Source organism: Pelodictyon luteolum (genome assembly GCF_001622165.1).
Lineage (GTDB): Bacteria > Bacteroidota > Chlorobiia > Chlorobiales > Chlorobiaceae > Chlorobium > Chlorobium luteolum_B.
In genome coordinates, this window is the sequence record NZ_LVWG01000032.1 from 118,011 (window position 1) to 140,784 (window position 22,774).

Below are 22,774 nucleotides of genomic sequence, written 5' to 3' on the forward strand. Positions count from 1 at the left end.
GAGGAGTTTCATGTGCATACCTCTTATATGCAACTGCCGTGCCAAAGAGTGGTCGCCCTTCAAAAATAATATGCCCAATGCCGGCATCCCCCTGCATACAGGGAGTTGCCGGGGAAAACGCAGCTTAATGATGAATAAGAGGATGTTTGGCGTCGGCAGGCAGGAGAGAGTCAAAACAGTACATCATGTTCTGTATTGACACAGCTGTAGCAGAACAATGATGGAGCTTAGCGGCCAGGCGCGCCGGCCGCAGGGAAATCAAGCTTCAGGATCAGCCGGTTCCTCGTGGCTAACGCAATGTATGGCCCCGAGCCCCCATATCAGGTCGCTGCAGTCGATGCCGACCACCTGCCGATCAGGAAAACAACCGCGGAGGATCCCAAGCGCCTCTGCGTCCTTTTCACACCGGTAAACGGGAACAAGAACCACGCTGTTGGCAATGTAGAAGTTGGCATAGCTGGCCGGAAGTCGTTCGCCCTCATAGTAGACGGGATCCGGCATAGGCAGCTTTACGACCCGTAGCGGCTCGCCCCCGAGATCGGTATACCCCTTGAGGAGCTCATAGTTCTTTTGAAGCGGCATGTAATTTTCATCTTCAGGATCATCCTCCACAGCAATGACCACCGTGTTATTGCTGACGAAGCGCGCCATATCGTCAACGTGGCCGTCTGTATCGTCGCCTGCGATCCCGTCACCGAGCCAGAGTACTTTCTTGATGCCGAGCCAGCGCCCGAGCTCCCGCTCGATATCCTCCCGGCTCATGGTGGGGTTGCGGTTGGCGTTGAGCAGGCACGCCTCGGTGGTCAGGAGCAGCCCCTCTCCGTTGACATCAATCGCCCCGCCCTCAAGCACCATACCGGTTGATTCCAGCGGTGTACGGCTGATGGCGGCTATCCGGGACGGAACGGCATTGTCGTCGTCGTACGGCTCATATTTCCCGCCCCACGCGTTGTACTCCCAGTCAAGGATGACCTTTTCCTTCTTATCCGCACTGGTACGATAAACGAAGTTCGGCCCATGATCCCGGCACCAGGCATCATTGGTCGGAATCCGGTGCAGAAATACCCGTTCCATGTTGAGACAGGGGTGAGCGGATGCCAGAAGCAGTGCACGCACCTCCTCCTCCATCTTCAGGTCAAGCACATTGATATGCACATCTTCAGATGAACTCAGCCAGGCGGCAAGTTCAACAAAAACGGCAGGGACCGGCTCAAACTTCCCGGGCCATGACTCAAGCTTGTGCGGCCAGGAGAGCCAGGTTGCCTCGTGCGGAGCCCATTCAGCGGGCATGACATACTGCGGTTCAGCCATGAGTAGAGAAAATGATGAGGGTTGAAGGATTTTTACCTGTCCGGGTGCAGAAGATACTCCCTGATTCTTCCGATCCGCTGCATGACAGGTGGGTGCGAATAGGTCATGAAGACGTGGAACGGATGGGGCGTGAGATTGGAAAGGTTGCTGCGCGACAGCTTCCGGAGCGCGTCAATGAGTGCCTCCCCGCGGGAGAACGTGGAGACGGCAAACCGGTCGGCCTGATACTCGTGCCGGCGCGAGAGCACCTGCAGGAATATCGAAAGAATGAACTCAACCGGGCTGTACAGCAGCATGAAAAAGACCAGACTGCCATAGACGGAGAGGTCCTGCATGTAGAATGCATCGAAGAGCTGAGGGTTGAGGAGGAACAGCGAGAGAAGGAAAAAGAGGACTCCGAGGTTCAGGATGCTGAGAGCCATGCTGATGAGAATGTGCTTTTTCCGGAAATGACCGATTTCATGAGCCAGAACTGCAACCAGCTCATCAACCGTATGGGCGTTGACGAGGGTATCGAAAAGGGCAATACGCTTCCGCTTGCCGAATCCTGTAAAAAAAGCATTTGAGCGGGCAGAGCGTTTCGAGCCGTCAATCACATAGATGCCCTCAAGAGGGAACTCTACACCTTTGGCATAGCTGGTGATTGCCTCCTTCAGTTCTCCGTCCTCAAGAGGCACGAAACGATTGAAGAGGGGCATGATCCAAGTTGGAGCCACATACTGCAGCAGCAGGCTGAATGCAGTCAGGGCGCCCCAGGCAGGAAGCCACGCCATCGGACCCGCCGCCTCGAAAAACCACAGAAGGGCGGCAATGACGGGACCGCCGATGAGGACCGAAAGCAGGAGGGTTTTAAGCATATCGGAAACAAATACCCTGGGTGTCGTCCTGTTGAAGCCATATCGCTCTTCAATGACAAACGTCTTATATATGCTGAACGGAAGGGAAAGGAGCGACTGAAGCAGCATGAGAGAGCCGATGTAGAGGACTCCGGTCGGGATGGCACCGAAGGCGAACCCCCGCAGGAACTGATCAAGGAGGTTGAACCCACCGGAAAACCAGAACGCAAGAAGCAGCAGCAGGTCAACGGCACCACTATAGAGCGAAAGGGTGGTTGATGCACGAAGGTAGGCCTGGGACTTCAGGTAAGCCTCCTCGTCGAAAATACCGTCGAATTCAGAAGGAAGACCCGCACGGGAGGCCTTGAGATTAAGCAGTTCTGATACCAGCCTGATGAGGAAGGTGGTAAAGAGCGTGAAAAGAACTACTGAGCCGAACACATTCATCGGGATAGGAAACATATGATTCACTTGATACTCACTCGTTATTGGCCAGTGCATTCAATCGTCATTCAATCGTCATTCAATCGTCATGCAATCATTCATTGCAGTCTTCGTCAATGAACCGTTTCTGGAGCTCCCCGTAGGTTTCAATGCGCCGGTCGCGCAGAAACGGCCAGTGCGACCGGTAATGGCCGATCCGGCTGCGGTCGCACGCTGCCAAAAGAACTGTTTCCGTTCCTGCCGGAGCTTCAGCCTCGATGGTGCCGAAGGGCCCGCTGACAAAGCTGTGCCCCCAGAACTCCAGGTCCCCTTCGCACCCGACCCTGTTGGCAGCGGCAACAAAAACGCCGTTGGCGACCGAGTGGGACTGCTGGATGGTTTTCCATGCCGCAAGCTGCGAGCTGCGCACTTCTTCTGAACCCTCGCCGGCCGCCCAGCCGATGGCCGTCGGATAGAAGATGATTTCAGCACCCTTCAGCGCCGTCAGGCGGGCTGCCTCAGGATACCACTGGTCCCAGCATATGAGAACACCGACATCTGCATACCGGGTCCGGAACACCTTGTATCCGAGGTCACCGGGGGTAAAATAGAACTTCTCATAAAATCCCGGGTCGTCGGGAATGTGCATCTTGCGATACCGACCAAGCAGGCTGCCGTCGGCATCGATTACCGCAGCAGTGTTGTGATAAAGCCCGCGGGCACGCTTTTCGAACAGCGAAGCGATGATCACCACCTTGAGTTCGCGTGCCAGGTCCTGAAGCATAGCGGTCGTCGGTCCCGGGACAGGCTCGGCTAGAAGAAAAGGATCATACTCCTCCGTCTGGCAGAAATAGAGCGAGGTGAAGAGTTCCTGAGTGCAGATTATCTGCGCTCCTCGAGCGGCAGCCTCGCGTATCCCTGCGGTTGCTTTCTGGATGTTTTCCTTTGAATCGGCTGTGCAGGAGGACTGCACGAGGGCGATGGTGACGATATCTGAGCTCATAGAAAGAGGGGCTCGGTTAATGGATGAGAATACCCGCGGAGAACAGTGCGCCGTAAATGGTCATAAGCTTCCCTGTACCGGCAAGAACTGCGTTCAATTCCCGCCCTTCGCTCCTATAGAGAGCCCGGACCATCGTGACGGCAAGAGGAATGGAGAAGAGCGCAAGTAGCGGCCACAAAGAATATCCAAACCCGATGAGGGCGAATGGAACAAGGTATGCAACCACAGTCAGGGTAAGGTAAAGACGTCTGGCCCAGCGGGCGCCGATCCTTGCCGGCAGTGTCATCTTCCCGACACCCCGGTCGGTATCGATGTCGCGGATGTTGTTGCAGAGCAGAATGTTGACCGAAAATGCACCGGGAGCTACCGCAGCAATAAGCACCGGCAGGGAAAGTGAGAATGCCTGCACATAATAGGTGCCGCCAACGGCGACAAGACCGAAAAAGATGAACACGAACAGGTCGCCGAGTCCGGAATAGGCAATCGGACGAGGGCCTCCTGTATAGGCCCAGGCAAACAGCATCGAGAGGAGGCCGACAAGCAGGATGGGCCATCCTGCAAGGACGACCAGATACAGTCCGAGCAGAAAAACTGCCGAGAGAAGCCCGATGGAGACCCTGATCATGGTTTTTTCAGCTATCAGGCCGGCAGCCACAGTCCTTGTCGGACCAAGCCGTTCGGCGGTATCTGCCCCCTTACGGAAATCATAGATTTCGTTGATGAAATTGGTGGCAATCTGGATACCAAGTGCGCAGATGAGGGCGATGAAGGCAGGAATGGGAGAGAAAACCCCATCGGCTGCCGCCATGGCTGTGCCGACAACCACCGGAACAGCCCCTGCAGGAAGGGTTTTAGGGCGGATGGCAAGGAGCCATGCTTCATGCATTCTGACCCTCACTCTTTTTTTCTTTGGCCATCTTGACGCTGCTGAAGGTGTGGCGGATCTTCTCGCCGGGTTTGATGTAGGTAAGGCTGTGGCGAACTGCCATGGCCGCATCGCTCAGACCGGTCTGGATAATCTTCAGTTTTCCGGGATAAGAGGCAATATCTCCGGCGGCATAGAGCCCGTCGACGGAGGTTTTCATGTGCCCGTCAACGAGAACCGCGTTGTCGACCAACTCGAGCCCCCACTCGGCCAAAGGGCCGAGATTGGATTTGAACCCGATGAGCAGGAGCAGCCGATCCGCCTCGACACGCGAGGTGCTGCCGTCTCTCCTCTTGAGATGCACAGCCTCAAGGGTCTCGCCATTGCGGTCTATTGCACTGACTTCAGTGCTCAGATGAACGTCTATCGCTCCCGAGTCTTTGGCTTCGTCGACTTCGCGGGCGGTCTTGCCGTGGCCCTGGAATTCATGCATGCGGTGTACAAGGGTCACCTTCCTGGCCACACCCATGAGCCCGACCGTCCAGTCGAGAGCCGAATCGCCGCCGCCGACGATAACCACGTTCTTGTCACGGAAATCCGCGACGTTTTTCACAGCGTAAAAAACCGAGCGGTCTTCAAGCGGCGAAATATCACCGAGCTGCGGGAGCTTCCGCGGTGAAAATGCGCCAAGCCCCGCGGCAAGCAAAAGAGCCCTGGAGACAAAGCTCCTGCCGGAGGCGGTCATGACCTCGAAATCGCCATTTTCGAGTTTTCTGTAGCTGGCCACCGTTTCCGAGAGAATCACCTCTGGCCCGTACCGTCCGGTCTGCTGCCAGAGGCTGTCGACAAGGCCGGCGGCGGGAACTTCAGGGAAACCGGCGACATCGTAGATGTGCTTTTCAGGGTACAGGGCCGAAAGCTGTCCGCCGAGCTGCGGCATGCTTTCGATGATTCTGCAGCTGATGTTGTTCATACCGCACTGGAATGCGGCGAAAATGCCCGTAGGTCCCCCACCGATGATGGTGAGGTCCAGTATGCCGTCGGGAGAAACGCTGTGTGGTGTCATTGGGATGAAGCCCGGGTTACTGATTTGCTGCACCGGCATCTCCCGAACCGCCGGTTCGGGATTTTTTCAGATAGATCATTCCTTCCGGATCAACCATCCCGTAGAGGATGGTGATCAGATGCTCCCCTTCATCCAGTTCGTGGATTTCGACATGTTCGGCATCCCGCTTCGGGACCTGGTTGCCGGCGTTGTCCCTGAAATAAAAAACTGCACGTACTCCGCCGTGAGGAGTTTCGCCCACAAACTCATAGTTGCCGTCATCAAGCTCCAGAAGTGCACAGCCGGGAGTACCCGCCGCAATAGGGCAGGAGGCGCACTGAGAGTAAAAACCCTCTACAGGTTCGGCAAAATCACAGACAGGAAATTTCATAACGGGGTTCTTTCATTTTTCTTCAGCTGGATTGGGTGCCAGCAAATATAATATTTACATTGCTTTTTTTACTGTCACAGGCCTCCATCACCGGGGTTTTCCTGCCGGCAGTCTTCATTCAACAGATTCTGGAGTTTTTCAAGGGATGCTGGCAAAACGTATCATCCCCTGCCTTGATGTGCGCGACGGCAGGGTTGTAAAGGGAATCAATTTCGAGGGACTGAGGGATGCGGGCTCAATTCTCGAGCAGGCGCGTTTCTACAATAACGAACTGGCCGACGAACTGGTCTTCCTTGACATTTCCGCTTCGCTGGAATCACGCAGAACAACGTTGGAGGAAGTGTTGAAAGTTTCCGGAGAAGTGTTCATCCCGCTCACCGTCGGTGGCGGAATCAACTCGGTGGAAAGGGCCCGGGAGGTCTTTCTCCACGGGGCAGACAAGGTATCGGTCAATACTGCTGCCGTCAAGGAACCGGAACTGATCTCGCGCATCGCAGAAAAATACGGGTCGCAGGCGGTTGTGGTGGCCATTGACATCAAGAAAGTAAACGGCCGCTACATTGTACACACCCATTCGGGCAAACAACCAACAGCGTATGAGGCACTTGAATGGGCGCTGAAAGTACAGGAACTCGGCGCCGGGGAAATCCTGCTGACGAGCATGGACCGTGACGGCACAAAGGAGGGTTACGACAACGACAGCCTCGCCCTCATCTCCACCGCAGTGCACATTCCCGTCATTGCCTCAGGCGGGGCCGGATCCCTTGAGCACCTCTATGACGGCTTCACAAAAGGTCACGCCGATGCAGCCCTTGCCGCATCTATTTTCCATTTCCGGCAGCACTCCATCCGCGAGGCCAAACAGTACCTTCGGGACCGGGGCATAACCGTCAGGCTTTGAGGGCATCTTCCATTCGGCTGTATGCCCGGATAGACTTCATCTCAAGACGGAACGCTCCGGTCTGCTCCTTCGAAATAAGCACTCCGATCTGCACTATCGAAGCAAGGTCGAGGGGTGCAGCATCCTCAATCACCCTCCCGCGGAATGATGCCGTAAACGCATTGAATGGCAGATCGACCTCCTGCCACACGCCCTCAACCGTCTGGAAATCGCTACGGTATACGATACCGTCATACCGGTCATCGTTACGGATCCGGAAACTGTAATCACGCCCGTCTCCTTTCACAAGGAGACGGATCCCCTCAAAACCGGAAAAGTCCCTCTTTTCAAGGAACGTACGGGCCGAAGCGAACCCTCCGCTGTTGCGGGTTGAGAGCACCCCCTCGAACACGCCCGCCCCATCATCGCCTCGATGGAAGCGGCTCTCTGAAACCCCACCCATCACTTCATCGTCCACGCTGTGCCATTTCAGGCATTTCGGATTTGTGAAATCGCAAATTAAGCTCTCCTGCATGCAATTGCTGATTTACGTTATTGAAACGGATACCGGGCTCAAGGCAGAAACCCCGGCATGCCCTGCGAGGAAACATCCATAGGAATAGTACCGTACACATTTGTATTTTCACAGGACTAACAACTGCGAACCGCCACCAAACGATCCCCAAATGCACCGTATACTATCCGCCTCCCGCTACCTTGTGCTCATAGCCGTCGCATCACTGTTTGCCGCCACCCTTACCCTTCTCGTCTATGGAACCATCTCGGTAGGAAGCATCATCATCGACACCCTCTCTTCGGGCACGATTTCACCGAAAGGAGGAAAAAACCTGGTACTCGGTTTTATCGAGAACGCTGATCTGTTTCTTGTCGCAACGGCCCTCTACATCATGGCGCTCGGCCTCTACGAGCTGTTCATCGACGACACCGTCCCCATGCCCGAATGGCTGCAGATCCATACCCTTGACGACCTCAAGACCAAGCTGGTCGGAGTGATTGTGGTCGTGATGGCGGTAGTATTCCTCGGCCATACGGTAACGTGGCATGAAGAAAGCGAGATTCTCTATCTGGGAGGCGCCATCGGAGCAGTAATCGCCAGCCTGAGCCTCTTCAACGGGCAGAAAAAAAAGAAGGACATAAAACCCTGAAGGACACACGCCTGCCCTAAAACCACTTCCTCGTCCTGAAAAAGACGATCATGCCGATGAAAATCGAGCCCATGAGCCCGAGGACCCCGAAGTAACCCCACTGCCATCCCAGCTCGGGCATGTAGCGGAAGTTCATGCCGTAGACGCCGGCAATGAAGGATAACGGCATGAAGACAGTGGCGATGATAGTAAGCACCTTCATGATCTCATTCATCCGGTTGTTGGCGATGGCAAGCCACGTGTCATACATCCCGATGACGATGTCTCGATACGTCTCCACAGTCTCGATGACCAGCACGATATTGTCGAGGATATCCCTGAAGAACGGCCGGGTCGCATCGTCGTCAATCACCCGGTACCGGTCGCGGCCGATACTGTTGATGATTTCACGAAGAGGCCAGACCGACTTGCGCAGGAGAATCAGCTCTTTTTTGAGGGAGTACATCGCAGGCAGCGATCCACTACCGACCGTATCGGTCAGTTCGTCATCCAACGTTTCAATCCGGTTCTCAAACTGCTCGAGAACCGTGAAGTAACTGTCAACTACCGAGTCAACGATGGCATAAGCCAGATAATCCGCACCCTTTTTCCGGACATTGGTGCCGGGGTTTTCCAGGCGTTCATAGAGCGCACTATACAGCCGGCCGGGCTGTTCGCGGAAACTCAGGACACACCCGTCTCCGATAACCAGCCCCAGCTGCTCTTCCACCACATCACGCTCCTCACCCTCAAACTCCAGCGTCTTGAGCACAAGAAAGAGATAGCGATCGAAATCCTCGATTTTCGGCCGCTGCAGGGTATGCAGGATATCTTCAAGTGTCAGGGGATGAAGACCAAAGAGCGTGCCGGCCTCCTCAACCAGCCCGACATCGTGCAGCCCATCGATGTTCACCCAGAATACCTCGCCCTCCCGACGGAGCGCCATGGCCTCCCGGATGGTCCCGGGGGTGGCACGCCGGACGGACTCCGAGTTGTAGCTGAACACGGTGATCACCGGATCCTGCATTTTCCTCCCGCCGGTATGGACCAGAGAGCCCGGAGCCGTACCGACGGTACCGGCAATACTGCCCATCACTTTTTTCATCGGCCTGCGGCCGGCAGTGGATCTGTCTGAATGACGCCTTTTTTTTTGAACATGTTTCATAAGCCGTCGGTTGAGGGTTTCAGGGGACGTGTCCACTGCCAGTTCCGGACTTCGGGCATGTCTTCACCGTGGGTTCGTATATACTCTTCATGGGCGATAAGCATGTCTCGCACATACTGCTTCACATAAGCCGCCTTCTGGCGAAGCCGCGGCACCCGTTCCACCACGTCGGCCACCAGATGGAACCGGTCGAGATCGTTGCGTACGACCATGTCAAACGGCGTGCTCGTGGTCCCCTCCTCCTTGTAGCCACGCACATGAAGGTTGTTATGGTTGGTTCGGCGGTAGGTCAACCGGTGGATGAGCCACGGGTAGCCGTGATAGGCGAAAATGATCGGTCGGTCAATGGTGAAAATGTCATCGAAATCCCGGTCCTTCAGGCCATGGGGATGCTCCTCCGGAGGTTGCAGGGTCATGAGGTTGACGATGTTGACGACCCTGATCTTGAGATCCGGGATTTTCTCCCTGAGGATGTCGACTGCCGCAAGGGTCTCAAGGGTTGGAACGTCACCAGCACAAGCCATCACCACGTCAGGGTCGCCGTCCCGGGTATCGCTGGACGCCCACTCCCAGATGCCGATGCCGCAGGTGCAGTGACGGACCGCCGCATCCATGTCGAGCCACTGCCAGGACGGCTGTTTGCCGGCGACAATGACGTTGACGTAATCACGCGAACGGAGGCAGTGGTCAATGACCGAAAGCAGGGTATTGGCATCAGGCGGCAGGTAGACGCGGATCACATCGGCCTTCTTGTTGACTACATGGTCGATGAATCCGGGGTCCTGATGGGAGAACCCATTATGATCCTGGCGCCATACGTGCGAGGTGAGCAGATAGTTGAGCGAAGCAATCGGCCGCCGCCAAGGGATTTCCTTCTTGCATACTTTCAGCCACTTGGCATGCTGGTTGAACATCGAATCAATAATGTGGATGAACGCCTCATAACAGGAAAAGAACCCGTGCCTGCCCGTCAGAAGGTATCCCTCCAGCCACCCCTGGCAGGTATGCTCCGAGAGAATCTCCATGACGCGCCCGTCCGGCGCCAGATGCTCGTCATACTCCATGACCTCATCCATCCAGATCCTGTCGGTAACCTCAAACAGTGAACCAAGACGGTTCGAGGCCGTCTCGTCAGGCCCGAAAACCCGGAAATTTGCTTCAGCCATATTCTCTTTCATGACATCGCGAAGGAACATGCCCGCAACCCTTGTAGCCTCTGCCTCTACCGCGCCGGGGGCGGGTACAGGCACGGCGAAGTCACGAAAATCAGGCATCAAAAGATCTCTCAAAAGCAGACCGCCATTGGCGTGCGGGTTGTCACCCATCCGCCGCTTTCCCTTCGGCGCCAGTGCCTTCAGTTCCGGCCGGAGAGCACCCGATGAAGTAAAAAGCTCTTCAGGCCTGTAGCTCCGCATCCACTCCTCAAGCAACTGCAGATGTTCCGGGTTCGTACGAACCTCAGCCAACGGGACCTGATGCGAACGCCAGAAATCCTCGACCTTTTTGCCATTGACTTCCTTCGGCCCACTCCACCCTTTTGGTGAACGGAGCACAATCATCGGCCAGAGCGGCCGCGTCGACACGCCTCCGCTACGGGCTGCTCGTTGAATATCCCCAATTTCATCAAGGCAGGCATCCATTGCCGCAGCCATTTTCTGGTGCATATCCAAAGGATCCGAGCCCTCGACGAAGCGTGGCCTGTAGCCGTATCCCATCATAAGACCCTCAAGCTCATCATGCGGGAGGCGGGCAAGCACCGACGGGCTGGCGATCTTGTAACCGTTCAGATGGAGAATCGGCAGTACCGCCCCGTCACGGCGGGGGTTGAGGAACTTGTTCGAGTGCCAGGACGTAGAGAGCGGACCTGTTTCAGCCTCACCATCGCCGATGACAGCGGCAACGATGAGATCCGGATTATCGAAGGCTGCACCGTAGGCATGCGAAAGCGAATAGCCCAGCTCTCCGCCTTCATGGATGGAACCCGGCGTCTCGGGTGCCACATGGCTCGGAACACCGCCCGGAAAGGAAAACTGACGGAACAGCATTTTCATGCCAGCCTCATTTTCCGAAACTGCCGGGTAATACTCACTGTATGTACCCTCCAGCCAAACGTTGGCCAGCACCGCAGGACCACCATGACCGGGACCGGAAATATAGATCATATTGAGGTCGCGGAGGCGTATCACCCGGTTCAGGTGCACATAGATGAAATTCTGCCCCGGTGTCGTCCCCCAGTGGCCAAGCAGTCGCGGCTTCACATGCTCCGGAGCGAGCGCTTCAAGGAGAAGCGGGTTTTCGAGCAGGTAGATCTGCCCCACGGAAAGATAGTTGGCCGCCCTCCAGTAGGCGTTGAGACCATCGACTTCTGGCGCCGTGAGCGCCTTCTTCGTCCCGTCCCTTTCAATCGCGGCATCCTTTGTATTCATCGGTTCATCTCCATCTTCTGTATCGGTTAGCGTAATATCGCAAGCCGCAATGCCTCGCGGGCAATCATCTGCTCCTCATCCGTCTGCATGACCCGTATCAACGCTCCGGCGGTGTCGGCGGATATCACCGCATCATTTTCCCGGTTCCTTCGCTCGTCCAGAACAATGCCCATGCACCCAAGTCCGCTGCAGATCCGGCTTCGGATGACTGGAGCATGCTCTCCGATCCCGCCCGTAAACACCAGAAGGTCAAGCCCGCCAAGCACAGCAACCAGCGAGCCCAGATGTTTTCTTGCCTGATAACAGAACAGGTCCACGGCCAGCCGGGCCTCTGGAACGGATGATTCAAGCTCGAGCAGGTCCCGCATGTCGTCGCTCGCCGCCGAAACCCCGAGCAGGCCGGAACGGCGGTTTACCAGATCCTTGACCTCACCTGGAGACATCCCCGCCTCTTCAAGAAGAAAGAGCATCACCCCCGGGTCCAGGTCCCCTGTCCGTGTGCTCATTACGAGCCCTCCGGCCGGAGAGAACCCCATGGTCGTCTCAACGCTCTTTGCGTCCTTCACGGCAGCCATGCTGGCCCCGTGGCCGAGATGGGCAAGGACGATCCGTCCCTGCTCTGCACTCCGCTCGCCCATCCGGCGAAGCTCGCCAAGCAGGTACTGGTAGGAAAGGCCGTGGAACCCGTAGCGCTGCACGCCCTGCCGCCTGACCGGTTCCGGAAGGGCGTACATCCGCGCCACTTCAGGCATAAAGCGGTGGAATGCGGTATCAAAACAGGCAACCTGCGGCACACCGGCCATCAGCTCGGCGGCAAGCGCCACCCCTTTGAGAGCAGGAGGAAGATGTTCGGGTGCATAGGGAACCAGCCGGTCAATATCGGCCAACAGCTCCGGGGTGACGAGGGCAGGATCCGCATAGAGCGGACCGCCGTGCACCAGGCGATGTCCGATGACGTCCGGCCTCGGAGCATCACTGGACAGGATCCAGGAAAAAATCCGGCGGAACGCCTCTTCATGGCTCGTTGCCCCGCCTGGTTCGCCCTCTGGAGAGGGAACCCCGATACGACGGACCTTGAAGGTGCCTCCGGAAGAGCCGATCCTCGTCAGTGCACCGGCATAGATCGACTGCAGTGGAGCTCCCGATGCATACAGCGCAAACTTGATGCTTGAGGAACCCGCATTGAAGACAAGAATGTTGACAGGAAAGTTTTTCATCGGCACAATGCATTGGTCTCACCCGAACGGCACAAGTGGAAAACTACGGAAAGAACGGCATAAATCGGATAGAGAGAGAACAGCGGCAGGTTACATGACCGAAAAAATGCAACCCGTTGGCAATCCCCCTCGAGTGGAGATTTGCGTATATTGCAATATGCTCTTTAATCCCGATACAGACTGGCCATGACGACACTTTCCTGCTTCATCGCCGGACTTCCCAAAGCGGAACTCCACCTGCACATCGAAGGAACGCTTGAACCAGCAATGATGCTCAGACTGGCCGAACGGAACCGGCAGCCACAGCCCTTCCCCGACGTCGAAACGGCTGAAAAAGCATACCGGTTCAACGACCTTCAGTCTTTTCTCGATATCTACTACCGCTCGACTGAGGTCCTCGTCACCGAAGAGGACTTTTACGATCTGACGCTTGCCTACCTTGAAAAAGCTGCATCCCAGAATGTCCGCCACGCGGAAATCTTTTTCGACCCCCAGGCCCACACGGCGAGGGGAATCGCATTTGCAACAGTGCTCCGGGGTATGGAACAAGCCTGCACCCAAGCCCATCGACAGCTCGGCATCTCCACCCGGCTGATCATGTGCATCCTCCGGCACCTCAGCGAACAGGAAGGCATGGCAATGCTGCACGAGGCCACCCGTTGGAAACGCTGGATAACGGGCATCGGCCTTGACTCATCGGAACGGGGCAATCCCCCCTCAAAGTTCCGCAACCTTTACCGGGAAGCCCGCCGGGAGGGGTTCCTTCTGACAGCTCACGCCGGGGAGGAGGGGACTGCGGCGTCAGTAAAGGAAACACTGGATCTTCTGCATGTCGACCGCATAGACCACGGGGTTCGCTGCATGGACGACCCTGCTCTTGTCGAGGAACTGGTACGCCGCGCCGTGCCGCTCACCGTCTGCCCCCTCTCGAATGTGAAACTGCGGGTTTTCGGGAACATGCAGGAACACAACCTCAAAGCAATGCTTGAAAAAGGGCTCCATGTAACCCTCAACTCCGACGACCCAGCGTATTTCGGTGGATATGTCAATGAAAACTTCACCGCGGCCGCCGAAGCCCTCGAGCTTTCGTTCAGCGACATCGTCCGGCTTGCCGAGAATTCCTTCAACGCTTCCATGCTCAGCATCGTGCAGAAAAAAATCCATCTTCTTGAACTGGCCGACTATGCCAGACGCCCTGCGCCCGGCAACTGAACCCGATACCGATGACAGCCAACACTCCAGCCCCCCGTCCCGCCGCCTTCATAACCGCTGAAGCAATCGCAAGGCGGGTAGCCGAACTGGGCTCCGCCATTTCGGAAGAGTACCCTGGAGCAACCACTGAAAACCCGCTTGCCGTCGTCGCGGTCATGAAGGGCGCGTTCATCTTCGCCGCAGACCTTGTGCGCGCCATCACCATCCCCTGCACCATCCAGTTCATATCGGCTTCAAGCTATGGGTCCGGCACCAAATCTTCGGGCAATGTCGCCCTCGACCACGATCTTGCTATAGGAGGAAAGAACGTCCTCATCATAGAGGACATCGTCGATACAGGGCTGACCATACTGAAAATCTCCGAAGCATTTAAAGCCCTGAAACCCGCCTCAATCCGCATCTGCACCCTTCTTGACAAACCCGCCGCCCGCATCCACCCGGCCAGGATCGACCATATCGGCTTCAAGGTGCCCGACCGGTTCCTCATCGGCTATGGCATAGACTGGAATGAACGCTTTCGCGAACTCCCCTACCTCGCGATACTTGAGGACTGATCTCCTGCCGGCACCCGCATAACGGACCAGGTCCCGCCACACCGAAGAAGCTCCGGAGACTGGCGCCTTACACCCGCCAATGCAACAAAAATCACATAAATGTCTGAATATTTATTTTATTTAATCAAAAATTCCTTACTTTTTTAGGGACACAATCATATAGATCTAAATAACTGGGATTCGGCAGCGGCCGCACAACGGGACAGGAAGATGATCACTCCGACAATCAAAAACCCCGGAAGCATTACGAGGCCATGGATCATCGACACCACGTTACGCGATGGAGAACAGGCCCCGGGCGTGGTGTTCAGTGATACCGAAAAAACAGAGATTGCCCTCATGCTGGCCGATGCAGGTGTCGATGAACTTGAAGTCGGATATCCGGCAATCAGCCGCGATGAAGAAGCTGTCATCAGAAGCATTGCCGGCATGCACCTCCCTCTCCGGCTTACCGGATGGGCCAGGGCGAAATGGGATGACATCGAAGCCGTATGCCGCAGCGGAGTCGAGGCCGTTCATATCAGCTTCCCGCTCTCACCTCTCTACCTCCAGCTCATGGGGCGCGACTACCCGTGGGTGCAGGACCAGCTCGGAGAACTGGCATCGAGGGCGAAACGGTACTTCCGCTTCGTCAGCGTCGGCGCCCAGGATGCGACACGCACCCCTCCCGAGATGCTGCGAGAGTTTATCGCCGATGCCGGAAAGGTGGGCGCCGAGCGGGTCAGGATAGCCGACACAGTCGGCGTAGCCACCCCCCTCTCCATCTGCAGCCTCCTTGACAGGATCCAGATTACGGAAAGCCCGATACTCGAGTTCCATGCGCACAACGACCTCGGCATGGCGACAGCCAACGCATACACAGCCATAGAAGCCGGTTGTGGTGCCGTCAGCGTTTCCGTGTCCGGCCTCGGTGAGCGGGCAGGCAACGCCGCACTCGAGGAACTGGCCATCGCCCTCAAACTCTCAGGAACGCGCCCCACCGGCATTGATACCACAAAACTCACCGCACTCTGCGACACCGTCGCCAGAGCCTCAGGCCGCGCCATCGAGCCCCAGAAGCCAGTCGTAGGAAAGGCTGCGTTCCAGCATGAATCCGGCATACACTGTGCAGCCCTTCTCAAGGACCCGCTCTCGTATCAGCCGTTCATGCCGGCCATAGCCGGCATGCCGGAGCATGAACTCATCATCGGCAAACACTCCGGCAGCGCCTCACTGAAAGACTTTTTCCAGAAGAAGGGCATCATCCTCTCGGCAGCAGAAGCCGCCAGCCTGCTTGGCGAAGTGCGCAAGAGCTCAACGAAAAACAAGCGCTCGCTTCTTCCCTCCGAACTTGAAACCATTTACCACCAGCTCACCCCGGAGAACTGAAGAGCCACAGGAGAGATCATGCTGATACCACAGGAACAGGAAAACAGAAGCATCAGTCTGCTTGCGGAGGTCGGAAGGACCGTCACCAGCGAAAACGACATCAGCAAAGTACTGACGCTCGTACTCTTCATCATGTCGGAGCACATGAACATGCTCCGCGGGATGATCACCATCCTCAACCGCGACACCGCCGAAATCATCATCAGTCAGTCCTTCGGACTCACCGAACAGGAAAAGGAGCGCGGGCACTACCAGGTCGGGGAGGGCATCATAGGCAATGTCGTCAAGACAGGGCGCAGCGTCATCGTCCCCGACATCAGCGACGAGCCACTGTTCCTTGACAGGACCCGTTCCAGGGAAAAGGAGCGCAAAGAAGGCCTCTGCTTCATCTGCATCCCCATCCGCTCCGGCAACGAAATCATCGGGACCCTCAGCGCCGACCGAAGGCTCTCGCACCCCGACGAAGAGAGCGGGAAAAAAACAAAAAAAGGACAAACGAGGCAGCCGACCTCCTGCAGCACCACGTCGACCAGCTCTCCATCATTGCAGCCATGATCTCCCAGGCCGTGCGACTCCGCCAGCTTGCCAGCGAGAGCGACCGGCGCGAGCAGTTCCACCCGCCATCCATTCCCGCGGAGGAACCCCGGGACGAAGAGGGCATCCCGGAGGAATTGCGACCGAAAAACATCCTTGGCAACACCAAGCCGATGCTCAGCCTGTTCCGCATGATCGACAAGATCGCCGCCACCAGCGCCACCACGCTCATCCTCGGTGAAAGCGGCGTCGGAAAAGAGCTCGTCGCCAGCGCCATCCACTTCAAAAGCCGCCGCTCCACGAAACCCTTCATCAAGTTCAACTGTGCCGCACTTCCCGAAAGCATCGTAGAGAGCGAACTGTTCGGGCACGAAAAAGGAGCCTTTACCGGAGCCTCATCGACACGTCAGGGCCGCTTCGAACTGGCCTCCGCCGGCACAATCTTCCTTGATGAAATCGGGGAACTCAGCCTTCCCATCCAGGCCAAGCTCCTCAGAATCCTGCAGGAAAAGGAGTTCGAACGGGTCGGTGGATCGAAAACCATCAAGGCCGATGTCAGGGTCATTGCAGCAACGAACCGCAACCTCGAAGCCCTCATCATAGACGGACTCTTCCGCGAGGACCTCTACTACCGCCTCAACATCTTCCCGATTACCGTCCCGCCCCTGCGGGAGAGGAAAACGGACATTCTGCTGCTGGCCGACTATTTCGTCGAAAAATACAACACCATGAACCAGAAGGGGGTACGGCGGATATCGACGACCTCCATCGACATGCTGATGCGCTACCACTGGCCCGGCAACGTGCGCGAGCTGGAGAACTGCATCGAACGCGCCGTCATCCTCAGCGAAGACAACGTCATCCACGGCTACCACCTCCCGCCAAGCCTGCAGACCGCCGAATCAAGCGGTACGCCCTGCACCGGCTCGCTACAGCAGAAACTTGAGGCCATCGAAAAAGAGATGATCATCGAAGCACTGAAAAGCACCAAGGGAAACATGTCCCGGGCGGCCGCCGAACTCGGCCTGTCGGAGCGCATCATCGGCCTCCGGGTCAGGAAATTCAGAATCGATTACCGGAAATTCCGCCCCTGACATTTTCCTACATTACTGTAGGAAAAATCCATTGACGCATCTTTCATAGCCCACACTTCCTGCTCACACCTCCATCCCGGCCCGTCAAGGACACCGGCAGATTCCCGACCTGCAAACCACGCCTTCACTCCCTCCCCTCAAACCCTGAAGGCGGCATCGCCTGGAGCAGCTGGAGAGAGTGCATCAGCAGAACCGTCCCGAAGCAGGCCTCCAATTTCCGACCCTTATGTAGGAAAACCACCTTTCCTACATAAGGGTAGCCTGAAATCACCTCTGCGGCACCCATCCCCCCTGGAGAAGTGCGATGCATAAAAAATAACGCCTTTTTCCTCCGCCTCTTGAGCCCGCATCCCATGCGGGATTCCAGCATCCCACTGCCGAAGAGAGCCAATCACAACAGACATTTCCGAACTTTGGCATGCATATTGCTATAATAACCATAAATATTCAGGCAATAGAAAGCTAAAGCCTCAATATTTAACCGGAAAGGCAACAAAAACACTAAACACCAGTCAACATGAGAAAAGTAGCGATTTACGGAAAGGGCGGCATCGGCAAGTCGACCACCACGCAGAACACGGTTGCAGGCCTTGCGGAAATGGGCAAGAAGGTCATGGTTGTCGGCTGCGATCCCAAGGCTGACTCGACCCGCCTCCTGCTCGGCGGACTCCAGCAGAAAACCGTACTTGACACACTCCGCGAGGAGGGAGAGGAAGTCGAACTCGAAGACATCATCAAAGAAGGGTACCGCAACACCCGCTGCACCGAATCTGGCGGACCGGAGCCCGGCGTAGGCTGCGCAGGCCGCGGCATCATCACCTCAGTCAACCTGCTCGAGCAGCTGGGAGCATACGACGAAGAGTGGGACCTCGACTATGTGTTCTACGACGTGCTCGGCGACGTTGTCTGCGGTGGATTCGCCATGCCTATCCGTGACGGTAAAGCTGAAGAGATCTACATCGTCTGCTCCGGTGAAATGATGGCAATGTATGCTGCAAACAACATCTGCAAGGGCATCCTGAAGTATGCCGATGCCGGTGGGGTGCGCCTCGGTGGCCTCATCTGCAACAGCCGCAAGGTGGACAACGAGCGTGAGATGATCGAAGAGCTTGCCCGCAAGATCGGTACCCAGATGATCCACTTCGTCCCCCGCGACAACTTTGTCCAGCGCGCAGAAATCAACCGCAAGACAGTCATCGACTACGATCCGACCCACGGCCAGGCCGACGAGTACCGCGCCCTTGCCCGCAAGATTGACGAAAACGAGATGTTCGTCATTCCGAAGCCGCTGGAGATCGAAGAGCTCGAGTCGCTTCTCATCGAATTCGGCATCGCCAACTGACAACAACGAAATCCGGCGCCTGAGGGCGCCCAAAACAAAAAGGGAGTATAACGCCAATGTTAATGATCAGGACAATCGTTCGGCCCGAAAAGGCGCATGAAGTCATGCAGGCACTGCTTGATGCAGGCTACCCGGCCATCACCAAAATCTCTGTCGTCGGACGCGGCAAACAGCGCGGCCTCAGGGTAGGCGACGTGGTCTATGACGAACTGCCGAAGGAGATGCTGTTCACCGTTGTGCCGGACGCCGACAAGGACTATGTGGTTCGGGCGATCCTCGACCACGCCAAGAGCGACGGAGAGGGCAAGTTCGGTGACGGCAAGATCTTCATCTCAGCAGTTGAAGAGGTCTACACCATAAGCTCGGGACTGCAGGAAAGTGAACCGACGCTCGCTGCAGCAAAGGAGGCCTAGGATGAAAGAGATCATTTCAGTCATACGGATCAATATGGTCAACGCAACAAAAAAAGCGCTCGTCGATGCCGGCATCCCGGGATTCACCGCAACAGGCAGGGTCATGGGTCGCGGAAAGGGCCAGGTACACTTCGACATCCTTAAGGGTGCCGAAGAGGGCCACCCCGAAGCAATCGCACTGCTCGGCGATGCGCCGCGTCTGGTTGCCAAAAGGATTCTGACGGTAGTCGTGCCTGACGAGCTCTGCAAAACGGCAATCGACACCATTATTAAGACCAACCAGACCGGCAAACCGGGCGACGGAAAGATCTTCGTCACTCCCATCACCGAGACGATCAGGGTGAGGACCGGCGAAGAGGGCGATACGGCACTCAACTGACGAGAAACAAAACAACAGGTGTAAACGGAGAAATCTACATGGAGGCGAACAAGACATATCCGGATCCTTCAGCCATCAGGGAGGAACTGGTACAGAAATACCCGGCGAAGGTCGCCAAGAAACGGACGAAGTCGATCATCATCAATGATCCCGAAGCCGTTCCAGAGGTCCAGGCCAACGTCAGGACCGTGCCCGGCATCATCACCCAGCGAGGCTGTTCCTATGCCGGCTGCAAGGGTGTGGTGCTCGGACCGACCCGCGACATCGTCAACATCACGCACGGTCCCATCGGCTGCAGTTTCTACAGCTGGCTGACCAGGCGGAACCAGACAAAACCCGAAACCGACGCAGATGCGAACTTCATCACCTACTGCTTCTCGACCGACATGCAGGAGGAAAACATTGTGTTCGGCGGCGAAAAGAAGCTGAAGGTGGCAATCCAGGAGGCCTATGACCTCTTCCACCCCAAATCCATCGCAATCTTCTCGACCTGCCCGGTCGGACTCATCGGCGATGACGTCCATGCCGCGGCACGCGAAATGAAGGAAAAACTCGGCGACTGCAACGTCTTCGGGTTCAGCTGCGAAGGCTACCGGGGCGTCAGCCAGTCGGCCGGCCACCATATCGCAAACAACGGCGTGTTCAAGCACATGGTCGGACGCAACAATGAAAAGAAGGAGGGCAAGTTCCGCCTGAACCTGCTGGGTGAATACAACATCGGAGGCGATGCCTTTGAAATCGAGCGCATTTTCAAGAAATGCGGCATCACTCTGGTATCCTCGTTCAGCGGCAACTCCACCGTCGGCCAGCTCGAGAACGCTCATATGGCGGATCTCAACGTGATCATGTGCCACCGCTCCATCAACTACATGGGCGAGATGATGGAAACCAAATACGGGATTCCGTGGATGAAGATCAACTTCGTCGGCGCCGAGTCTTCCGCCAAGTCGCTCCGGAGAATTGCCCAGTACTTCGGCGACGAGGAACTGAAGGCAAGGGTCGAAGAGGTCATCGCTGAAGAACTGCCGAAAGTGAAGGCTGTGATCGATGAAATCCGGCCCCGCACCGAAGGTAAAACCGCAATGCTCTTCGTCGGCGGCTCAAGGGCCCACCATTACCAGGATCTCTTCACCGAACTCGGTATGACGACGGTGGCTGCTGGCTACGAGTTTGCGCACCGCGATGACTACGAAGGCCGCGAAGTACTGCCCGGCATCAAGATCGATGCTGACAGCAAGAACATCGAGGAACTGAAGGTTGAGGCCGATCCGGAGCTCTACAAGCCCCGCAAGAGCGAAGCGGAACTTGAAGCACTGAAAGCAGAGGGACTGGAGATCAACGGTTATGAAGGCATGATGAAGCAGATGATGAAGAAGTCGATGGTCGTCGACGATATCAGCCACTACGAGTCGGAAAAACTCATCGAGATCTACAAGCCAGACATCTTCTGCGCCGGCATCAAGGAGAAGTATGTGGTCCAGAAAATGGGTGTCCCCCTCAAACAGCTGCACAGCTATGACTACGGCGGCCCCTATACCGGGTTCGAGGGTGCGGTGAACTTCTACCGGGACATCGACCGCATGGTCAACAACCCGGTCTGGAAACTCATCAAGGCCCCCTGGGAAACGGCAGCAGCAGAAATGGACGGAGCGCTGGAAGCCACCTATACAGAGGCATGAACAACCCGCAATCACCCGGCAAAATGAAAAAGGAGATTCTTTAACATGTTATTAAGACACACCACCAGCGAGGTCAAAGAGCGCGAAGGGCTGACGATCAATCCGGCAAAGACCTGCCAGCCGATCGGAGCCATGTACGCCGCGCTCGGCATCCATGGATGCCTGCCTCACAGCCATGGATCGCAGGGCTGCTGCGCCTACCACCGCAGCACCCTCACCCGGCACTACAAGGAGCCGGTCATGGCGGCGACCAGCTCGTTCACCGAAGGCGCATCGGTTTTCGGCGGACAGGCCAACCTGCTTGCCGCGATCGACACCATCTTTTCGGTCTACGATCCGGACATCATCGCCGTGCACTCGACCTGCCTTTCTGAAACCATCGGCGACGATTTGCAGCAGATCACCAGAAAAGCGCTCGATGACGGAAAGATCCCCGAGGGCAAGTATGTGATCTACGCCTCGACTCCGAGTTTCATCGGATCGCACGTCACCGGCTATGCCAACATGGTCGCGGGCATGGCGGCGCAGTTTGCCGTCTCAACCGGCGAGAAAAAGGACCAGGTCAATCTGGTCGCCGGATGGATGGAACCCTCCGATATGCGTGAACTCAAGCGCATCTCGAAGGAAATGGGAGCGAAGGTCGTCCTCTTCCCTGACACATCCGACGTGCTCGATGCGCCGCAGACCGGCAAGCACGTGTTCTACCCGAAAGGCGGCGTTACCGTTCCGGAACTCAAGAGCACCGGCGACAGCAAGTTCACCCTTGCCCTTGGCTGCATCAGCGCCGAACCGGCAGCCATAGCGCTCGACAAGAAATGCTCCGTTCCCTTCGAAACGGTGGACATGCCCATCGGACTTTCGGCTACCGACCGCTTCATCATGGCGCTCTCTAAGGCCGCCGGCGTAAAGGTTCCGGACTCCATCACGGCTGAGCGCGGCAGGCTCGTTGACGTCATGACCGATATGGAGCAATACTTCCACGGCAAAAAGGTTGCGCTCTTCGGCGACCCCGACCAGCTCATCCCGCTTACGGAGTTCCTGCTCGACCTCGGCATGAAACCCCGCCACATCGTCAGCGGAACCCCCGGCGGACGCTTCGACAAGCGTATGAAGGAAATTCTGGAGCGTGCCCCTGGAGCGAACTTCAAGAACGGCCTCAATGCCGATATGTTCCTGCTCCACCAGTGGATCAAGAACGAACCGGTCGACCTCCTCATCGGCAACACCTACGGCAAGTACATCGCCCGTGACGAGGACATCCCGTTCGTACGCTTCGGCTTCCCGATCCTCGACCGCATCGGCCACAGCTACTTCCCCAGCGTGGGATACAGCGGCGGGCTGCGCATTGTCGAAAAGATCCTCGGCGTCCTTATGGACCGCCAGGACATGACGGCAAAAGAGGAGAAGTTCGAACTCGTGATGTAACACCCCCCCGGAAAGTGCCGCCGCAATACGGCGGCACAGGAAGGGAGCAGGCAACCATTCAACACCG

The 22,774-nt window shown here is 56.7% G+C and carries 20 protein-coding genes and 1 pseudogene; 11 read left to right on the plus strand and 10 right to left on the minus strand.

The features are described 5' to 3' along the window. Positions 1–258: 258 nt before the first annotated feature. The 6 genes from A3K90_RS06830 to A3K90_RS06855 form a co-directional block, all read right to left on the minus strand. A complete protein-coding gene (locus A3K90_RS06830; protein WP_303681830.1) occupies positions 259–1,311 on the minus strand; it encodes an agmatine/peptidylarginine deiminase in 1,053 nt (350 codons plus the stop codon). 32 nt (positions 1,312–1,343) lie between these two features. Then, positions 1,344–2,594: a M48 family metallopeptidase gene (locus tag A3K90_RS06835; protein WP_303681968.1), complete on the minus strand. Its 1,251-nt coding sequence runs from the start codon at positions 2,592–2,594 to the stop codon at positions 1,344–1,346. Positions 2,595–2,685: 91 nt separating this feature from the next. After that, positions 2,686–3,573: a carbon-nitrogen hydrolase gene (locus A3K90_RS06840; protein ID WP_303681831.1), complete on the minus strand. Its 888-nt coding sequence runs from the start codon at positions 3,571–3,573 to the stop codon at positions 2,686–2,688. Between the two features lie 16 nt (positions 3,574–3,589). Next, positions 3,590–4,459: a 1,4-dihydroxy-2-naphthoate polyprenyltransferase gene (locus tag A3K90_RS06845; RefSeq protein ID WP_303681832.1), complete on the minus strand. Its 870-nt coding sequence runs from the start codon at positions 4,457–4,459 to the stop codon at positions 3,590–3,592. Then, positions 4,452–5,504 carry an NAD(P)/FAD-dependent oxidoreductase gene (locus A3K90_RS06850; protein WP_303681834.1) on the minus strand — a complete coding sequence of 351 codons (1,053 nt, stop codon included), beginning with the start codon at positions 5,502–5,504 and terminating at the stop codon, positions 4,452–4,454. The genes A3K90_RS06845 and A3K90_RS06850 overlap by 8 nt, the downstream gene beginning before the upstream one ends. A gap of 16 nt (positions 5,505–5,520) precedes the next feature. Then, a complete protein-coding gene (locus A3K90_RS06855; RefSeq protein WP_303681835.1) occupies positions 5,521–5,874 on the minus strand; it encodes a hypothetical protein in 354 nt (117 codons plus the stop codon). Between the two features lie 145 nt (positions 5,875–6,019). Here A3K90_RS06855 and hisF point away from each other — a divergent pair, with 145 nt between their 5' ends. Continuing rightward, positions 6,020–6,775, plus strand: a complete 756-nt coding sequence (hisF, locus tag A3K90_RS06860; RefSeq protein WP_303681836.1) for an imidazole glycerol phosphate synthase subunit HisF — start codon at positions 6,020–6,022, stop codon at positions 6,773–6,775. Here hisF and A3K90_RS06865 read toward each other — a convergent pair. Continuing rightward, positions 6,765–7,289 carry a CIA30 family protein gene (locus tag A3K90_RS06865; protein WP_303681837.1) on the minus strand — a complete coding sequence of 175 codons (525 nt, stop codon included), beginning with the start codon at positions 7,287–7,289 and terminating at the stop codon, positions 6,765–6,767. The two genes, hisF and A3K90_RS06865, sit on opposite strands and share 11 nt — an antisense overlap. Positions 7,290–7,440: 151 nt before the next feature. On the opposite strand from A3K90_RS06865, the gene A3K90_RS06870 reads away from it, so the two are divergent. Continuing rightward, positions 7,441–7,920: a YqhA family protein gene (locus A3K90_RS06870; protein ID WP_303681838.1), complete on the plus strand. Its 480-nt coding sequence runs from the start codon at positions 7,441–7,443 to the stop codon at positions 7,918–7,920. A gap of 16 nt (positions 7,921–7,936) precedes the next feature. On the opposite strand, the gene corA is transcribed toward A3K90_RS06870, so the two are convergent. The 3 genes from corA to A3K90_RS06885 are packed head-to-tail and all read right to left on the minus strand — an operon-like array spanning position 7,937 to position 12,707. After that, a complete protein-coding gene (gene corA, locus A3K90_RS06875; RefSeq protein ID WP_303681839.1) occupies positions 7,937–9,004 on the minus strand; it encodes a magnesium/cobalt transporter CorA in 1,068 nt (355 codons plus the stop codon). Between the two features lie 56 nt (positions 9,005–9,060). After that, positions 9,061–11,490, minus strand: coding sequence for a phosphoketolase (locus A3K90_RS06880; protein WP_303681840.1), 2,430 nt, complete (start codon positions 11,488–11,490; stop codon positions 9,061–9,063). 26 nt (positions 11,491–11,516) lie between these two features. After that, a complete protein-coding gene (locus A3K90_RS06885; RefSeq protein WP_303681842.1) occupies positions 11,517–12,707 on the minus strand; it encodes an acetate/propionate family kinase in 1,191 nt (396 codons plus the stop codon). 186 nt (positions 12,708–12,893) lie between these two features. Here A3K90_RS06885 and A3K90_RS06890 point away from each other — a divergent pair, with 186 nt between their 5' ends. The 9 genes and pseudogenes from A3K90_RS06890 to nifK all read left to right on the plus strand — a co-directional run bounded on the left by A3K90_RS06890 (position 12,894) and on the right by nifK (position 22,707). Further along, on the plus strand, positions 12,894–13,919 hold the full coding sequence (locus A3K90_RS06890; RefSeq protein WP_303681843.1) for an adenosine deaminase: 1,026 nt from the start codon (positions 12,894–12,896) through the stop codon (positions 13,917–13,919). Between the two features lie 11 nt (positions 13,920–13,930). Continuing rightward, positions 13,931–14,473: a hypoxanthine phosphoribosyltransferase gene (gene hpt, locus A3K90_RS06895; RefSeq protein WP_303681845.1), complete on the plus strand. Its 543-nt coding sequence runs from the start codon at positions 13,931–13,933 to the stop codon at positions 14,471–14,473. A gap of 210 nt (positions 14,474–14,683) precedes the next feature. Next, the gene (locus tag A3K90_RS06900) at positions 14,684–15,841 is read left to right on the plus strand and encodes a homocitrate synthase (RefSeq protein WP_303681846.1); all 1,158 of its coding nucleotides are present in this window, start codon (positions 14,684–14,686) and stop codon (positions 15,839–15,841) included. A gap of 18 nt (positions 15,842–15,859) precedes the next feature. Then, positions 15,860–17,469 (plus strand): annotated as a pseudogene (locus A3K90_RS06905) (sigma 54-interacting transcriptional regulator). Between the two features lie 517 nt (positions 17,470–17,986). Beyond that, positions 17,987–18,811: a nitrogenase iron protein gene (gene nifH, locus A3K90_RS06910; RefSeq protein ID WP_011358257.1), complete on the plus strand. Its 825-nt coding sequence runs from the start codon at positions 17,987–17,989 to the stop codon at positions 18,809–18,811. A gap of 56 nt (positions 18,812–18,867) precedes the next feature. Beyond that, positions 18,868–19,224: a P-II family nitrogen regulator gene (locus A3K90_RS06915; protein WP_303681847.1), complete on the plus strand. Its 357-nt coding sequence runs from the start codon at positions 18,868–18,870 to the stop codon at positions 19,222–19,224. A 1-nt stretch (position 19,225) separates the two neighbouring features. Beyond that, entirely contained in the window at positions 19,226–19,603 is a 378-nt protein-coding gene (locus tag A3K90_RS06920) for a P-II family nitrogen regulator (RefSeq protein ID WP_303681849.1), read from the plus strand. Positions 19,604–19,641: 38 nt separating this feature from the next. Continuing rightward, on the plus strand, positions 19,642–21,282 hold the full coding sequence (gene nifD, locus A3K90_RS06925; RefSeq protein ID WP_303681850.1) for a nitrogenase molybdenum-iron protein alpha chain: 1,641 nt from the start codon (positions 19,642–19,644) through the stop codon (positions 21,280–21,282). Between the two features lie 45 nt (positions 21,283–21,327). Beyond that, a complete protein-coding gene (gene nifK / locus A3K90_RS06930; RefSeq protein ID WP_303681851.1) occupies positions 21,328–22,707 on the plus strand; it encodes a nitrogenase molybdenum-iron protein subunit beta in 1,380 nt (459 codons plus the stop codon). The last annotated feature ends 67 nt before the right edge of the window (positions 22,708–22,774 follow it).

Excerpts from the sequence above, each read along its gene's own strand:
- A3K90_RS06830 (WP_303681830.1), bottom strand. The coding sequence starts at position 1,311 with ATGGCTGAACCGCAGTATGTCATGCCCGCTGAATGGGCTCCGCACGAG.
- A3K90_RS06835 (WP_303681968.1), bottom strand. The coding sequence starts at position 2,594 with ATGAATGTGTTCGGCTCAGTAGTTCTTTTCACGCTCTTTACCACCTTC.
- A3K90_RS06840 (WP_303681831.1), bottom strand. The coding sequence starts at position 3,573 with ATGAGCTCAGATATCGTCACCATCGCCCTCGTGCAGTCCTCCTGCACA.
- A3K90_RS06845 (WP_303681832.1), bottom strand. The coding sequence starts at position 4,459 with ATGCATGAAGCATGGCTCCTTGCCATCCGCCCTAAAACCCTTCCTGCA.
- A3K90_RS06850 (WP_303681834.1), bottom strand. The coding sequence starts at position 5,504 with ATGACACCACACAGCGTTTCTCCCGACGGCATACTGGACCTCACCATC.
- A3K90_RS06855 (WP_303681835.1), bottom strand. The coding sequence starts at position 5,874 with ATGAAATTTCCTGTCTGTGATTTTGCCGAACCTGTAGAGGGTTTTTAC.
- hisF (WP_303681836.1), top strand. The coding sequence starts at position 6,020 with ATGCTGGCAAAACGTATCATCCCCTGCCTTGATGTGCGCGACGGCAGG.
- A3K90_RS06865 (WP_303681837.1), bottom strand. The coding sequence starts at position 7,289 with ATGCAGGAGAGCTTAATTTGCGATTTCACAAATCCGAAATGCCTGAAA.
- A3K90_RS06870 (WP_303681838.1), top strand. The coding sequence starts at position 7,441 with ATGCACCGTATACTATCCGCCTCCCGCTACCTTGTGCTCATAGCCGTC.
- corA (WP_303681839.1), bottom strand. The coding sequence starts at position 9,004 with ATGAAAAAAGTGATGGGCAGTATTGCCGGTACCGTCGGTACGGCTCCG.
- A3K90_RS06880 (WP_303681840.1), bottom strand. The coding sequence starts at position 11,490 with ATGAATACAAAGGATGCCGCGATTGAAAGGGACGGGACGAAGAAGGCG.
- A3K90_RS06885 (WP_303681842.1), bottom strand. The coding sequence starts at position 12,707 with ATGAAAAACTTTCCTGTCAACATTCTTGTCTTCAATGCGGGTTCCTCA.
- A3K90_RS06890 (WP_303681843.1), top strand. The coding sequence starts at position 12,894 with ATGACGACACTTTCCTGCTTCATCGCCGGACTTCCCAAAGCGGAACTC.
- hpt (WP_303681845.1), top strand. The coding sequence starts at position 13,931 with ATGACAGCCAACACTCCAGCCCCCCGTCCCGCCGCCTTCATAACCGCT.
- A3K90_RS06900 (WP_303681846.1), top strand. The coding sequence starts at position 14,684 with ATGATCACTCCGACAATCAAAAACCCCGGAAGCATTACGAGGCCATGG.
- nifH (WP_011358257.1), top strand. The coding sequence starts at position 17,987 with ATGAGAAAAGTAGCGATTTACGGAAAGGGCGGCATCGGCAAGTCGACC.
- A3K90_RS06915 (WP_303681847.1), top strand. The coding sequence starts at position 18,868 with ATGTTAATGATCAGGACAATCGTTCGGCCCGAAAAGGCGCATGAAGTC.
- A3K90_RS06920 (WP_303681849.1), top strand. The coding sequence starts at position 19,226 with ATGAAAGAGATCATTTCAGTCATACGGATCAATATGGTCAACGCAACA.
- nifD (WP_303681850.1), top strand. The coding sequence starts at position 19,642 with ATGGAGGCGAACAAGACATATCCGGATCCTTCAGCCATCAGGGAGGAA.
- nifK (WP_303681851.1), top strand. The coding sequence starts at position 21,328 with ATGTTATTAAGACACACCACCAGCGAGGTCAAAGAGCGCGAAGGGCTG.